At 69.0% G+C, this 14,526-nt stretch carries 17 protein-coding genes and 1 other RNA gene; 14 read left to right on the plus strand and 4 right to left on the minus strand.

The window, feature by feature from the left end; genetic code table 11:
- Positions 1–115 precede the first annotated feature (115 nt).
- An RNA gene (ffs, locus tag CCR97_RS13355) (signal recognition particle sRNA small type) lies at positions 116–212 on the minus strand.
- A gap of 149 nt (positions 213–361) precedes the next feature.
- Here ffs and CCR97_RS13360 point away from each other — a divergent pair.
- From CCR97_RS13360 to CCR97_RS13370, 3 genes are read left to right on the plus strand one after another with little or no spacing between them, the layout of a single operon-like run.
- The gene (locus CCR97_RS13360; RefSeq protein ID WP_111356955.1) at positions 362–805 is read left to right on the plus strand and encodes an HIT family protein; all 444 of its coding nucleotides are present in this window, start codon (positions 362–364) and stop codon (positions 803–805) included.
- A gap of 7 nt (positions 806–812) precedes the next feature.
- Entirely contained in the window at positions 813–1,781 is a 969-nt protein-coding gene (gene nudC / locus CCR97_RS13365; protein WP_111356956.1) for an NAD(+) diphosphatase, read from the plus strand.
- A gap of 39 nt (positions 1,782–1,820) precedes the next feature.
- On the plus strand, positions 1,821–2,291 hold the full coding sequence (locus CCR97_RS13370; RefSeq protein WP_111356957.1) for an Lrp/AsnC family transcriptional regulator: 471 nt from the start codon (positions 1,821–1,823) through the stop codon (positions 2,289–2,291).
- Positions 2,292–2,330: 39 nt separating this feature from the next.
- On the opposite strand, the gene CCR97_RS13375 is transcribed toward CCR97_RS13370, so the two are convergent.
- From CCR97_RS13375 to CCR97_RS13385, 3 genes are all read right to left on the minus strand, one after another.
- Positions 2,331–2,930, minus strand: a complete 600-nt coding sequence (locus CCR97_RS13375; protein WP_111356958.1) for a TadE/TadG family type IV pilus assembly protein — start codon at positions 2,928–2,930, stop codon at positions 2,331–2,333.
- A gap of 7 nt (positions 2,931–2,937) precedes the next feature.
- Entirely contained in the window at positions 2,938–3,486 is a 549-nt protein-coding gene (locus CCR97_RS13380; RefSeq protein WP_244670436.1) for a TadE/TadG family type IV pilus assembly protein, read from the minus strand.
- A 187-nt stretch (positions 3,487–3,673) separates the two neighbouring features.
- Positions 3,674–4,165 (minus strand): pilus assembly protein N-terminal domain-containing protein, encoded by a 492-nt coding sequence (locus CCR97_RS13385; protein WP_111356959.1) that lies wholly within the window; start codon positions 4,163–4,165, stop codon positions 3,674–3,676.
- A gap of 334 nt (positions 4,166–4,499) precedes the next feature.
- Between CCR97_RS13385 and CCR97_RS13390 the strand changes: the two genes are divergently transcribed.
- The 11 genes from CCR97_RS13390 to CCR97_RS13440 all read left to right on the plus strand — a co-directional run bounded on the left by CCR97_RS13390 (position 4,500) and on the right by CCR97_RS13440 (position 14,294).
- Complete coding sequence (locus tag CCR97_RS13390) at positions 4,500–4,664, plus strand: Flp family type IVb pilin (protein ID WP_111356960.1); 165 nt, start codon at positions 4,500–4,502, stop codon at positions 4,662–4,664.
- Positions 4,665–5,061: 397 nt separating this feature from the next.
- Positions 5,062–5,226: a Flp family type IVb pilin gene (locus CCR97_RS13395; RefSeq protein WP_111356961.1), complete on the plus strand. Its 165-nt coding sequence runs from the start codon at positions 5,062–5,064 to the stop codon at positions 5,224–5,226.
- A 174-nt stretch (positions 5,227–5,400) separates the two neighbouring features.
- The gene (locus CCR97_RS13400; protein ID WP_111356962.1) at positions 5,401–5,577 is read left to right on the plus strand and encodes a Flp family type IVb pilin; all 177 of its coding nucleotides are present in this window, start codon (positions 5,401–5,403) and stop codon (positions 5,575–5,577) included.
- Between the two features lie 4 nt (positions 5,578–5,581).
- The gene (locus CCR97_RS13405; protein ID WP_111356963.1) at positions 5,582–6,085 is read left to right on the plus strand and encodes an A24 family peptidase; all 504 of its coding nucleotides are present in this window, start codon (positions 5,582–5,584) and stop codon (positions 6,083–6,085) included.
- 237 nt (positions 6,086–6,322) lie between these two features.
- Positions 6,323–7,123, plus strand: a complete 801-nt coding sequence (gene cpaB, locus CCR97_RS13410) for a Flp pilus assembly protein CpaB (RefSeq protein WP_111356964.1) — start codon at positions 6,323–6,325, stop codon at positions 7,121–7,123.
- Between the two features lie 44 nt (positions 7,124–7,167).
- Positions 7,168–8,622, plus strand: a complete 1,455-nt coding sequence (locus CCR97_RS13415) for a type II and III secretion system protein family protein (protein ID WP_244670438.1) — start codon at positions 7,168–7,170, stop codon at positions 8,620–8,622.
- Between the two features lie 19 nt (positions 8,623–8,641).
- Complete coding sequence (locus CCR97_RS13420) at positions 8,642–9,424, plus strand: CpaD family pilus assembly protein (protein ID WP_244670437.1); 783 nt, start codon at positions 8,642–8,644, stop codon at positions 9,422–9,424.
- Positions 9,421–10,692, plus strand: a complete 1,272-nt coding sequence (locus tag CCR97_RS13425; protein ID WP_111356966.1) for a CpaE/TadZ family protein — start codon at positions 9,421–9,423, stop codon at positions 10,690–10,692. The genes CCR97_RS13420 and CCR97_RS13425 overlap by 4 nt, the downstream gene beginning before the upstream one ends.
- Before the next feature lie 22 nt (positions 10,693–10,714).
- Positions 10,715–12,241 (plus strand): ATPase, T2SS/T4P/T4SS family, encoded by a 1,527-nt coding sequence (locus CCR97_RS13430; RefSeq protein WP_111356971.1) that lies wholly within the window; start codon positions 10,715–10,717, stop codon positions 12,239–12,241.
- 102 nt (positions 12,242–12,343) lie between these two features.
- A complete protein-coding gene (locus tag CCR97_RS13435; protein WP_111356967.1) occupies positions 12,344–13,321 on the plus strand; it encodes a type II secretion system F family protein in 978 nt (325 codons plus the stop codon).
- A gap of 7 nt (positions 13,322–13,328) precedes the next feature.
- Positions 13,329–14,294, plus strand: coding sequence for a type II secretion system F family protein (locus CCR97_RS13440; protein ID WP_111356968.1), 966 nt, complete (start codon positions 13,329–13,331; stop codon positions 14,292–14,294).
- Positions 14,295–14,526 lie beyond the last annotated feature (232 nt).

The following is a 14,526-nucleotide window of genomic DNA, read 5'->3' on the forward strand; positions in this document are numbered from 1 at the left end:
GAACAGGGCGGGCGTCGCCGGATCGGCCGGCCCGGCGGCCGGCGCAAGCCCGGGTGTCTCGGCGTCGTCCATCGCTCGGCCGGGCCTCGCAGAACCGAAAATTCGAAGGAATTCAGTGGGAGGCTGACACGCGACCCGAACCGGGGCTCGTTAGGGCTGCTTCCTTCCGGACCTGACCCGGTTGGCGAGTGGCTCGTCCACCGCCAACCTCCCGCCCCCTATATCGCGGGGACCGCGGCCGATTGCAAGCGTCCGTTCGACGGTTCGTTCGCGCCGCGGAGGCAAGCGCCGCGGAGGCCGGCGTGGTAGGTTCCCGAGCGACCGATTCCTGCCGTCCGAGCCCCTGCCGAGTCCCGTCACCATGCCCGAAAGCACCGCCTGGACGCTGCACCCGCAGCTCGCCAAGGACACCATCAATATCGGCGACCTGCCGCTCAGCCGGGTGCTGGTCATCCAGGACGCCAATTATCCTTGGCTCCTCTTGGTGCCGCGCCGCGCCGGGATCGCCGAGATCATCGATCTCGACGAGGTCGAGCAGGCCCAGCTGATGACCGAGATCGCCCGGGTCGGGCGCGCCCTCAAGGCGGTCACCGAATGCGACAAGCTCAACATCGCGGCGCTCGGCAATGTGGTGCCGCAGCTCCACGTCCACGTGATCGCGCGGCGGACCAGCGACGCCGCCTGGCCGCGGCCGGTGTGGGGGGCGGTCGCCCCGGTGGCGCACGATCCGCGCGAGGTCGAGGCGTTCATCCGCGCCTTGCGAAAGCGGATTTGGCTTGCGTCCGACGAGGCCCCCCGCTTTTAGTGCCGCCATGCTGACCCCCCCTGATCCCGACGACCGGCCCCGGCTCGGCTACACCGGCAGCCTTCTCGACCGCGATCCCGCCGTCCGCCACCACCCGGAGCGCCTCGCCGCCTACACGGCCGATCCGGCCGCCCGCGCCTATGTGACGGCCGGCGAGATGGTGATCATGCGGCGCGGTGACCCGCTCGCCGATCCGCTGTTCACGCTCGCCGAGGCGGCGACCCTCGGCACGGTGCGCGAGACCGTCTGGCTCGGCCACGATCGCGGCGTGGGCCGCTTCGGCGTCGGGCTCGACGCCGCCCTCGCCCCGGTGCTGGCGGAGCGTCCCGACCTCCTGGTGACCGACCTGCGCTCGATCGCCGTGCAGGGGCTGGTGGCGGGCGAGCACCTGCCGCCGCTCGCCGAGGCCAAGGCGCTGCTGCTGTGGCACGCCCGGCACCGCTTCTGCTCGGCCTGCGGCCATCCCGCGGCGCCCGACCAGGCCGGCTGGCGCCGCGTCTGCCCGTCCTGCGGGGCCGAGCACTTCCCGCGCACCGACCCGGTGGTGATCATGCTGGCCGTGGACGGCGACCGCTGCCTGCTCGGCCGCCAGGCGCGCTTCGCGCCCGGCATGTGGTCGTGCCTCGCCGGCTTCGTCGAGCCGGGCGAGAACATCGAGGAGGCGGTGCGGCGCGAGACCCTGGAGGAGGCCGGCATCCGCTGCGGACGCGTCCACTACGTCGCCTCGCAGCCGTGGCCGTTCCCGATGTCGCTGATGATCGGCTGCTACGCCGAGGCGCTCGACACCGATCTCGTGATCGACCGCACCGAGCTCGAGGATCTGCGCTGGTTCTCGCGCGACGAGGTCGTCACGATGCTGGAGCGGCGCCATCCCGACGGGCTGACCGCGCCGCCGCCGATCGCCATCGCCCATTTCATCATGCGGAGCTGGATCGAGGACGCCGCGGGCGGCCTCGGCCGGCCCGCGTCCGCCTGAGCCGCGGCGGCCGTCCGGCGCCGCAGGGACACCGCCCGCATGGACGCCATCGACCGAAAGATCCTCGCGCTGCTGCAGGAGGACGCCTCGCTCTCCGTGCAGGAGATCGGCAACCGGGTCGGCCTCTCCTCGACGCCGTGCTGGAAGCGCATCCAGAAGCTCGAGGCGGCCGGCGTCATCGCCCGGCGCGTCGCCATCGTCGATCCCGACAAGGTCGGGCTCGGCGTCACCGTGTTCGTCTCGGTAGAGACGGCGGACCACTCGCAGGAGTGGCTCGACCGCTTCGCCCAGACGGTCGGCGCGATGCCGCAGGTGATGGAGTTCTACCGGATGGCCGGCGACGTCGACTACATGCTGCGCGTCGTCGTGCCCGACATGCACGCCTACGACCGCTTCTACAAACAGCTCATCGCCACGGTGCAGCTCAAGAACGTCACGTCGCGCTTCGCCATGGAGCGGATCAAGTCGACCACGGTTCTGCCGATCGGCGAGGTCGCGCCGCGACGGTGAGGGGGCGGTGCTGTTCACGGCGCCGCCCCGCGAAATCGCTCAGCTCTTCGTCACCTCGTTGCCCAGCCGCGGCTTCATGAAGATCTGGTCCGAGAGCGTCAGCTCTCCGGTGATGACGTGGCCGACCATCGGCGTGTAGGTGTAGCTGGCCTCGCCCCAGACCACCGTGCAGGGCGACGGCGCGGTGGCGCAAGGATCGCGCAGCGCCTGCGGGATCTGCGACGTGACGTCTTCCCCGGCGGCGCGCGCGGCCCAGTTCAGATGCGAGCTCCAGGTGACCTTGGCCTTCTTGGCGGTGTCGATCGTCACGCTCGACACCCGCACCTTCAGGGGCGCGGTGGGGTAGGGTGCGGCGACCGCCTTGGACGCGTTGAGCACGTCGGTGAGGTCGGAGTTGGTGACCGTCTTGGTCCGGGCGACCAGATCGGCGACGGTGCGCGACACCAGCGTCACCTTGCGATCGATGCTGACCGCCGACGTCACCTCGACGCTGCCGAGATAGAGGGTCAGCATCACGGGCAGCAGCAGCGCGAACTCCACGGCGGAGACGCCGCCCTCGTCGCCGGCGAAGCGCCGGCACCGATCGGCGATCGTCGCCGGAAGGCGGGCCACGGAACGGAGCGAAACGGCGTGCGGCATGGTGGCCTCAGAACGGCTCGTTGCGGAAGGCGGACGTCGCCACCAGGAGGCGGGTGGTTCCGGTTTTCGTATCGGCGAGATAGGGCTGGGTGAGCGGCGATACGATCGGCCACTTGTAGATCAGGCGGACGACCGAGATCTTCCCCGTGGCGCCCGGATTGAAGCTGGTCTGCGGGTTGCCGCTGGAATCGGTCTGGACCGCGGTGCTGATCGCCGAAAAGGTCTCGGCCGTCTGCACGTCGACGAACATCTTGGTCGTGTCGGCGCAGTCGAACAGCGCCACGACGCGGTCGCACACGGCCTTCTTGAAGTCCGCCTCGCTGAAATTCTTCGCTTGCCCGGTCATGATCAGCCGGGACGAATCGGCCGCGACCGTCTCGAGGTTCTGCTGGGCGAAGAAGACCAGCGCCGTCTCCATCGTCATCAGCAGGATCGCGACGAAGGGAAACAGCACGATGCCGAACTCGACCGCGGCGGCACCGTCCTCGCGGCGGGCGAAGACGCGCAGCCGCGCCGGCACGATCCGCATCGCGGTCGAAACCGTCCATCGGGCCATGGCCGAACAGAAAACCACCCCGCGTCGTCCGAGCATGGGCGCACCTCTCGCGAACGAGCTATTTTAGGCAAAAGCCTCTTGTGAAACCCTTGCACGGGACGTCGACGCGCCCGCCCCCGGCGTTAGGAGATCGTTCACCACGCGGCGGTGGTTCGGCCTCCGGACGCGTCGTAGCGCCGCCGACGGGTCAGCGGGCGGTCGCGCCGGCGGCGGTGCCGGACTGGGCGCGCTGGTTGCGCACGCCGGTCTGCGTGATCGTCTCGTTGAAGAACTCCGGCGTGTCGCCGAGCGTGATGCGGCGGTCGCATTCCGGCGTGCAGCTGTAGGACTCGCGGTGGATGCCGCGATAGACGACCACGGCGTCGGGCGGTCCCTGCACCTGCACGGCTTCGCTCATCAGCACCTTTCCGGCGCGGTCGAGCGCGATCAGATTGGTGATCCCGTAGCCCTTGCCGGTGATCACCAGAACCCCGCCGGACTGCACGGAGACGTCGGCGATCAGCGGGTTTCCGACCACGACCGTGGCGACGTTATCAGGAATCCGGACGAGCCTCGCGCGATCGAGCACGACGACGAGCGGGTCGGCGGGGGCGGTCGGCTCGGCGGCCGCCGCGCCGGCGATCAGGCAGAAGGCGAGCCCGGCCAGTGCGGCCCCGAGCCGCCGCGAACAACGCTTCATCGGTCCACTCCAACGCTGCCGATCCGGCGCCGCGGGGCGGCGCGGCGCGCTTTTCGACCTTGCCGCGGAAGTGGTGAACGAAATCCCAATGTGCCGACCTCGCCGTGGTGTCAGGAAACGCCCATTTTATCGGTATTTCGGGCGAATCTTCGCGATTCCCTAAAGTCGCTGTTAACCACGGGTCGAAGGATCGCTCGGAAGGCCTGTTTCTGCGGCGGAATTAACCGGCATGCAAGGGCGCCGCGCTAGCGTCTCGCCCATGGCTCGGATCGGCCGGGACACAACGGGACCGCGGGCCAGATCAGACAGCATGCGTGGAAGCAGGAGCAGGACCATGAACACTCTGAAGCGTTTCGTGAAGGACGAGTCGGGCGCCACCGCCATCGAGTACGGCCTCATCGCCGCCGGCATCTCCGTCGCCATCATCACGGTCGTGAACACGCTCGGCACCCAGCTGAAGACGACGTTCTCGAACGTGTCGAGCCAGCTCGGCAAGTAAGCCGACGGCCATCATTCGACGACAGCAGGCCCCGGGTGACCGCCCGGGGCCTTCTGTATTTTTCGGGGGCTCCTGCGCTCCTCCTCCCTCGCTTCTCCTTCTGCTTCTCCTCCACGCCTCCGGTCCTGCTGCTCCCGCGCCGTCACGGCGCTTCCTTCCTCGTCGCCGCCACCACCATCGCCGTCGTCCGCCGCGAGGCGCCGGAACGGCCGTCGGCGCCGGCATTCTCGCGTGCGTCGACACCCTCCGTATGGTGAACGAAAGGTTCACGCGATCGGCGGCAATTAAGTCACTTATACAGACCAATTTTCTGCACGTGTCTTATTATCTCGCTCAAACGTTCGCGCGATACTGCGTCGTCGCCGCTCAGTCCGGCCAGTTCGTTCAGGAGCTTTCTATGTCTCTCATCCGTCGCTTCTTCGCCGACCAGTCCGGCGCCACCGCCATCGAATACGGCCTGATCGCCGCGGGCATCTCGGTCGCCATCATCACGGTCGTCAACACGCTCGGCACCCAGCTGCAGACGACCTTCTCGAACGTGTCGAGCCAGCTCGGCAAGTAAGACGCGATTCGACCGGCTGTTCGCGAGGACCTCGGGTCGGCGCCCGAGGTCTTCGCCGTTTGGGGCCCGCGACGATCGCGCATGTCGGAAATAGAGCGATCGCGGTATCGCGAGTTACCCGTGCTTAATCCATGCCATCGTAATCTCCGGCGAAACGCGAGGGAGGCGACGGCCATGTTCGGAACAGTGAAGCGCTTCGTGCGAGACGAGCGCGCCGCCACCTCGATCGAGTACGCGCTGATCGCCGCCGGAATCTCCATCACCATCATCGTCGCCGTGAACACTGTGGGGACGAGCATGAAGGGGCGGTTCGAGGACGTCTCGAACAAGCTCGCGACCGCGGGGAACTGACGCCATGCTTCTCGATGCCGCGCGGCTCCTGGTGTTTCCGGCCCTGATGGCGTTCGCCGCATCGAGCGACCTGTTCACGATGACGATCTCGAATCGCGTCGCGATCCTGCTCGCGCTCGGCTTCGGCGCGCTCGCGGTGGCGAGCGGGATGCCGCTCGCCGAGATCGGCATGCATGCCGGCGCCGCCATGCTCACGCTGGTGATCGGCTTCGTCTTCTTCGCGCGGGGCTGGATCGGCGGCGGCGACGCCAAGCTCGCGGCCGCGACCGCGCTGTGGCTCGGCTTCGGCTTTCTCTACGAGTACCTGCTCTACGCCTCGCTGCTCGGCGGCGTGCTGACGCTCGCGCTGCTCGAGTTCCGCAAGTACGCGCTGCCGCAGCGTTTCGCCGAGAGCGCCTGGATCGAGCGGCTGCACCAGCGCGACGGCGGCATTCCCTACGGCATCGCGCTCGCCGCCGCGGCGCTGCTGATCTATCCGTCGACCCCCTGGATGACGACGATCGGGTGATCGCGACATCCGGTGTCTCCGGTGCGGGCTCGCGCCGCGATCGTGAAACATCTGTTAACAAATTTCGCGAGCCGCTGCGGCACGGGGCTTTCCGTCGCGTTGCACCGTCGCGGTCGCGCCTCCGGGACGTGGCGCGACCTTCCGGATACCCCTCATTAACCATGAATTGACCATTGCCTGCTGAAATGCCGGCAGGACGGCGTCCGTGCCGTCGCGTCTTCGTGGAAAGTGAAGCGTATGAAAGCCGCGCGTCTGATCGTCCTCGGGATTGCGGTCTCCGCCGGTGGCCTCGCCGCCTTCCTGGCCGGCAGCATCGATCGCGATCCGGCTCCGCCGCCCCCCCCCGCCGCCAAGCTCGACACGGTCGACGTGCTGGTCGCCAAGAGCGACATCGGCATCGGCCAGTCGCTCAAGGACTCCGACATCGGCTGGCAGCCGTGGCCGGCCGGCGCGGTCGGCCCGGCGTTCCTGAAGCGCAGCGAGAACCCCGACGCCGTCGCCCAGTTCGTCGGTGCCGTCGCCCGCACCCCGATCGCCGCCGGCGAGCCGGTGAGCGAGAGCAAGCTGATCCGGGTCAAGGGCTCCGGCTATCTCGCCGCGATCCTGCCGGCCGGCATGCGGGCGGTGTCGACCGAGATTTCGCCCGAGACCGGCGCCGGCGGCTTCATCCTTCCGAACGATCGCGTCGACGTGCTGCTGACCCGCCGCGACCGCGAGACCGAGCGGGCGACCGGCGTCGAGTCGCATGTCAGCGAGACCGTGCTGACCGACGTGCGGGTGCTCGCCATCGACCAGATGGTCGAGGACAAGAACGGCCAGAAGGTCGTGGTGGGCCGCACCGCGACGCTGGAGCTGACGCCGCGCCAGGCCGAGACGCTCGCGGTGTCCAAGCAGATGGGATCGATGTCGCTGGCGCTGCGCAGCCTCGCCGACTCCGATCCGACCCGCGACAAGCCCGAGGTGGTCGATCTCGACCGCGCCGGAAACCGGGTCAACATGGTCCGCTTCGGCGTGACCTCGACGTCGATCGCGAAGTGAGCGGCGCCGCTGTCGAGCCGCGACGGGAGGGGACGCAGATGTCCATGAGCGCGAGGATGCGGGTCGCCGCGCTGGGAGGCATGCTCGGGGCCGTGCTCGGCCTGGTGCAGCCGTCGCTCGCCGCCGATCCGCGCGGCCTGCCGCCGGTGCGTCCGGCGCCGGCGCCCGTCGTCGTGCCGGACCCCGGCCCGGGCGAGCCCGGCACGATCCCGGTCCAGCTCGGCATCGGCAAGTCGGTGGTGATCGATCTGCCGCGCGAGGTGAAGGACGTCCTGGTCGCCGACCCGGCGGTCGCCAACGCGGTGATCCGCACGTCGCGGCGCGCCTATCTGATCGGCGTCAAGGTCGGCCAGACCAGCATCTACTTCTTCGACGAGAACGGCGCCCAGATCGTCGGCTACGACATCGCCGTGACGCGCGACCTCAACGGCGTGCGCACCAGCCTGCGCCGCATGTTCCCCAACTCCGACGTCTCGATCGAGGGCGTCGGCGAAAGCGTGATGCTGACCGGCGCGGTCTCGAGCCCGGGCGAGTCGCAGCAGGCCTACGAGCTCGCCGTCCGCCTGGTCGGATCCGAGACCAAGGTCGTCAACGCGATCACCATCAAGGGCCGCGACCAGGTGATGCTGAAGGTGACGGTCGCCGAGGTGCAGCGCGACGTCATCAAGCAGCTCGGCATCGATCTCAACGGCACGGTCGGCGGCGGCAACACGGTGCTCGATTTCGCCACCAGCAATCCGTTCTCGGCCTACGGGCAGAGCCTGAGCCCCTCCGCGCTGACCGCCAAGTTCGGCAACGTCGAGGCGACCCTCAAGGCGATGGAGCGCGCCGGCGTCATCCGCACGCTCGCCGAGCCGAATCTGAGCGCGATCTCGGGCGAGAGCGCGACCTTCCTGGCCGGCGGCGAGTTCCCGATCCCGGGCGGCCTCACCTGCGACCAGACCGGTCGCAACTGTCAGGTCGCGGTCGAGTTCAAGAAGTTCGGCATCGGCCTCGCCTTCACGCCGATCGTGCTGAGCGAGGGACGGATCAGCCTCAAGGTGATGACCGAGGTGTCGGATCTCTCCAACGAGAACTCGATGACGATGCAGCCGACCATCGGCGGGCCGACCATCACGATCCCGTCGATCCGCACGCGGCGCGCCGAGACCGTCGTCGAGATCCCGTCGGGCGGCATGCTCGCCATGGCCGGGATGATCCAGGAGCAGACCAAGCAGGCCATCAACGGCCTGCCCGGGCTGCTGCAGGTCCCGGTGCTCGGCACGCTGTTCCGCAGCCGCGACTACGTGAACCGCCAGAGCGAGCTGATGATCATGGTCACGCCGTACACGGTCCGCGCGGTCGCGCCGAAGAACCTGTCGCGTCCGGACGACGGATACGCCGACATCTCCGATCCGTCCTCGGTGCTGATGGGGCGGCTGAACCGCATCTACGGGGTCGCCGGCGCCAACAACCCGAACCGGACCTATTTCGGCCGGTACGGCTTCATTCTCGACTGAGCGGCAGGGACCGGACACCATGATGACCCGAGCGGACCCGACCAACCCGATGGGGAGTCGCCGCCCCCCGCGGCGAGCCGCGGCCGCCGCGCCGCCGATCCTGCGTGCCGCCGCCGCGCTTCTGCTCGCGACCGCGCTCGGCGGGTGCTTCGGCTCGCGCGACCGCGACGTCACCGCGAGCATTCCGAACGACTACCGGCTGCGTCACCCGATTGCCATCCAGGAAGGCGATCAGACGACGGAGCTGTTCATCGGCGCCAACCGCGGCGGCCTCACGCCCAATCAGCGCGCCCTGGTGACCTCCTTCGCCCGGACCTGGTCGCGCGAGGCGACCGGCGGCATCGTGATCGAACTGCCGGCCGGGACGCCGAACGAGCGCGCCGCCGCCGACGCGCTGCCCGAGGTGCAGGCGATCCTGCAGGCCGGTGGCCTGCCGCCGAACGCCATCTACGTGCAGCCCTATCATCCGAACGGCCCGAACAAGATCGCCACCATGCGGCTGCGCTATCCGCGCATGGTCGCCGAGGCGGGGCCGTGCGGACTGTGGCCGGACGACATCGGACCGAACTACGCCAATCCCGGCTACATGACGAACAAGCCTTATCACAACTTCGGATGCGCGACGCAGCGCAACCTCGCCGCGATGGTGGAGGATCCGCACGACCTCGTTCAGCCGCGCGGCGAGACGCCGGTCCCGACCTGGCGTCGCACCGTGGTGCTCGACAAGTACCGCAAGGGTGAGGCCACGGGCGGCACCTATCCGAAGGAAGACAAGGGCAAGATCAGCGACGTCGGCAAATGATCACGTATCAGCAGCAACCCGCAGCGGGCCCCGACACGATCGTCGCCGGCGATCCCGACGACTACATCGCCCCGGTGCCGCGCATCTCGGTGCAGGCGTTCTGCGAGACCGCGGAAGCCGCCGCGGCCGTGCAGGCGGCGGCCGGTGACCGGCGAATGATCAAGGCGCATGTCCGGGTCCAGATGGGCGGCATGGCGGCCGCCACCGAGGCGTATCGCAGCTCGCCGACCCCGAACGTGATCCTGCTCGAGACCGACACGGGCGGCGAGGAGATCCTCGCCGAGCTCGACGTGCTCGCCGAGGTGTGCGACGCCGCCACCCGGGTGATCGTCATCGGTCATCGCAACGACGTCGGGCTCTATCGCGAGCTCGTCCGCCGCGGCATCAGCGAGTATCTGATCACGCCGGTGAGCCCGGTCGACATCGTGCGCGCGGTCTCGACCCTGTTCCACGCGCCGAGCGCCAAGCCGGTCGGCCGCATCGTCGCGGTGGTCGGCGCCAAAGGCGGCGTCGGCGCCTCGACGATCGCCCACAACGTCGCCTGGGCGGTGGCGCGCGATCTCGGGCTCGACGCCGTGATCTCGGATCTCGACCTCGCCTTCGGCACCGCGAGCCTCGACTACAACCAGGACCCGCCGCAGGGCATCGCCGACGCCGTCTACTCGCCCGAGCGCGTCGATACCGCCTATGTCGACCGGCTCCTGTCGAAGTGCACGGATCATCTGAGCCTGCTCGCCGCGCCGGCCACCATGGACCGCCTCTGCGACTTCTCGGCCGAGAGCTTCGATCCGGTGATCGACGCGCTGCGCGCCAGCGTGCCCTGCGTCGTGCTCGACGTGCCGCATGTGTGGGCGGCGTGGACGAAGCGCGTGCTGGTCGGCGCCGACGACATCCTGGTGGTGGCGACGCCGGACCTCGCCAGCCTGCGCAACGCCAAGAACATCATCGACCTCCTGAAGGCGGCGCGGCCGAACGACCGGCGGCCGCTCTACTGTCTCAACCAGGTGGGCGTGCCGAAGCGGCCCGAGATCAAGCCGCCGGATTTCGCCAAGGCGCTGGAGGACGAGCCCGTGGCGATCATCCCGTTCGAGCCGCAGCTCTTCGGCACGGCCGCCAACAACGGGCAGATGATCGCCGAGGTCGCCGCCTCGCACCGCATCGCCGAGTCGTTCCGGCATCTCGCCCAGCTCGTGACGGGGCGCGCCGAATCGAAGAAGTCCCGCGCCGGCCGGTTGCCGCCGCTGCTCGGGAAGCTGTTCGCCCGCTGACGACGACCTCCGGAGTGTGAACGTGTTCGGAAGACGGTCCGGCCTGCCGACGGAAGCGAGGGAACCGCCGCGGATGACGCCCGCGCCGGTCGCCCCGCCGCCGCCCGAGCGCAGCGGGCACGGCCCGGCCCCGTTCCCCTCGACGGGCCTGGCCGCCCCGATGGTGCCGCCGCCCCAGACGGTCGGCGGGCGAGTGCCGACGCTCGACGACCAGCCGGCCGCGGCGCCGCAACGGGTGCCGACCGCCGTCGATTCGCGCCGCTCGGAGTCCTACTACGAGACCAAGGGCACGATCTTCGGAGCGCTGATCGAGGCGATCGACCTCGCCCAGCTGGCCCGCCTCGACGCCGAATCGGCGCGCGAGGAGATCCGCGACATCGTCAACGAGATCATCGCGATCAAGAACATCGTGATGTCGATCGCCGAGCAGGAGGAGCTGCTCGACGACATCTGCAACGACGTGCTCGGCTACGGCCCGCTGGAGCCGCTGCTGGCGCGCGACGACATCGCCGACGTGATGGTGAACGGGGCCGGCACGGTCTACATCGAGGTCGCCGGCAAGATCCAGAAGACCGGGATTCGGTTCCGCGACAACCAGCAGCTCCTCAATATCTGCCAGCGCATCGTCAGCCAGGTCGGCCGGCGCGTCGACGAATCCTCGCCGATCTGCGACGCCCGCCTCCCCGACGGCTCGCGCGTCAACGTCATCGTGCCGCCGCTGTCGATCGACGGACCGGCGCTGACCATCCGCAAGTTCAAGAAGGACAAGCTCACCCTCGAGCAGCTCGTGCGCTACGGCACGATCTCCCCCGAGGGGGCCGAGATCCTGAAGATCATCGGACGCTGCCGCGTCAACGCCATCGTGTCGGGCGGCACCGGCTCGGGCAAGACGACGCTGCTCAACTGCCTGACCCGCTACATCGACGACGACGAGCGGGTGATCACCTGCGAGGACGCCGCCGAGCTCCAGCTCCAGCAGCCGCATGTCGTCCGGCTGGAGACGCGGCCGCCCAACCTCGAGGGCGAGGGTCAGGTGACGATGCGCGATCTCGTGCGCAACTGCCTGCGCATGCGGCCCGAACGCATCATCGTCGGCGAGGTGCGCGGACCCGAGGCGTTCGACCTGCTGCAGGCGATGAACACGGGCCACGACGGCTCGATGGGCACGCTGCACGCCAACAATCCCCGCGAGGCGCTGTCGCGCCTCGAGTCGATGATCACGATGGGCGGCTTCTCGCTGCCGTCGCGCACCATCCGCGAGATGGTGTGCGCCTCGGTCGACGTCGTCATCCAGGCGGCGCGCCTGCGCGACGGCTCGCGCCGGATCACCCACATCACCGAGGTGATGGGGCTCGAAGGCGACGTGATCATCACCCAGGATCTGTTCGTCTTCGATCTGATGGGAGAGGACGCCAACGGCCGGCTGATCGGCCGCCATCGCTCGACCGGCATCGGGCGTCCGCGGTTCTGGGAGCGGGCGCGCTACTTCGGCGAGGACGTGCGGCTCGCCGCGGCGCTCGACGCGGCGGAGGCCGCGGCGGTCTTGTGAGAGTTCGGCCGGCGCGTCGCGCCGGCTCGCATGTGTCGCGTTGTGTAACGGGCCGTCCCGGCGTCTCCGGCAGGGGAGGGGGGCGGCACGCGGAGTACGATCATGGCCCTGCAGACGATCGCGCTCACGTTCCTGGTGACCATGTCGGTCGGCGGGATCGCCTGGGTGTTCCTGTTCCCGCTCCTCTCCGGCGAGAAGGCCGCCGAGGAGCGCCTGGGCAGCGTGGCGCGGCCCGGACCGGTCCGCAAGGCGCCGACGCGCACGCCCCAGCGGGCCCGGCGCGACCAGCTCGAGGACACGCTCAAGGAGATCGAGGAGCGCGGCAAGAAGGCGCGCCGGCCGTCGCTCGCCGTGCGGATCACCCGCGCCGGCCTCGACTGGTCGAAGCGCAAGTTCATCATCCTGTCGGTGGTGCTCGCCGTCTCGGTGTTCGTCGTCGCCCTGCTGGCCAGCGGTCAGCTCGTTCCGGCCGTCGGGCTCGGCTTCGCGGCCGGCGTCGGCGTGCCGAACTGGTTCCTGTCGTATCTGCGCAAGCGCCGCGAGGCGCGGTTCCTCCAGCATTTCCCGGACGCCGTCGACGTGATCGTGCGCGGCATCAAGGCCGGCCTGCCGCTGTTCGATTCGATGAAGGTGATCGTCGCCGATTCCGAGGAGCCGATCCGCAGCGAGTTCCGCGCCATCATCGAGACGCAGACCATCGGCATGCCGCTCGGCGAGGCGTGCGGCCGGCTCTACGAGCGGATCCCGCTGCCCGAGGCGAACTTCTTCGGCATCGTGGTCGGCATCCAGCAGCAGGCCGGCGGCAACCTGTCGGAGGCGCTGGGCAACCTCTCGCGGGTGCTGCGCGACCGCAAGAAGATGAAGGAGAAGATCCAGGCGATGTCGATGGAGGCCAAGGCCTCGGCGTCGATCATCGGGGCGCTGCCGCCGGTCGTGATGCTGACCGTCTACATCACCAGCCCGAATTACATCTCGCTCCTGTGGACGCATCCGACCGGACACGTCCTGCTCGCCGTCTCGGCGTTCTGGATGGCGACCGGCGTGCTGGTGATGAAGAAGATGATCAGTTTCGATTTCTGAGGCGGCCATGCTCACCGACATTCTCCACGACTCCCGCCTGATGATGATGATCTTCGCCGCGATCGCGGCGGGGGCCACGGTCGTCACCCTCGCGATGCCGCTGCTCGCCGGCGACACGCTCTCGAAGCGCATGAACGCGGTGGCGATCGAGCGCGAGAAGATCCGCCAGCGCGAGCGAGAGCGGATCGCCCGCGGCGATCGCGCCAAGCTGCGCGCCACGCCCAAGCAGTACATGCAGCGGGTCGTCGAGCAGTTCAATCTCACCAAGTGGCTGGGGAAGGAGGAGGCGCGCGCGCTGTTGACCCAGGCCGGCTATCGCGGCTCGGCGCCCTATGTGGGATTCCTGTTCTTCCGCGCGGTCGCGCCGATCGTCATGCTGGCGCTGTCGATCCTCTATGTCTTCTTCATCCTCGATCTCGACCAGCCGACGACGATCAAGCTCGGCATGTGCATCGCGGCCACGTATTTCGGCATCCAGCTTCCGACCTTGATTCTCAAGAACAAGATCCAGAAGCGTCAGCTCTCGATCCGGCGGGCGTTTCCCGACGCGCTCGATCTGCTGCTGATCTGCGTCGAGTCCGGCATGTCGATCGAGGCGGCGCTGCGCAAGGTGAGTCAGGAGGTCGGCGCCCAGTCGGTCCCGCTCGCCGAGGAGTTCACGCTGACGACCGCCGAGCTCTCCTATCTGCCCGACCGCAAGCAGGCCTACGAGAATCTCGCCAAGCGCACCGCCCTCGACGGGGTCAAGTCGGTGTGCCTGGCCCTGCAGCAGTCGGAGCGCTACGGCACGCCGATGGGCCACGCGCTGCGCGTGATGGCGCAGGAGAACCGCGACATGCGCATGGCCGAGGCCGAGAAGAAGGCCGCCGCGCTGCCGCCGAAGCTCACCGTCCCGATGATCGTGTTCTTCCTGCCGGTGCTGTTCGTCGTGATTCTCGGACCGGCCGCGATCCAGGTGATGTCGATCAAGTGACGGGCGGGCCTCGTTTCACCTCTCCCCGGCGGGGAGAGGTCGACGCGCGAAGCGCGGCGGGTGAGGGGGGACCGCCCTCGCGATAAGATAACCCGCCTCGTCCCGCCTTGTAACTCTGATTGTCGCGACTCGCGTAGTCTGCGGGCCGCGGTGACGGGCGGGAGCCCGGGAGCCCCTGGGCCAGGTCAGGCCGTGGGTGAGCATGGTGCCCCGCCCGTCGTTCCATCGAACC

This window comes from Rhodoplanes elegans (genome assembly GCF_016653355.1).
In the GTDB taxonomy this organism is placed as follows: Bacteria; Pseudomonadota; Alphaproteobacteria; order Rhizobiales; family Xanthobacteraceae; genus Rhodoplanes; species Rhodoplanes elegans.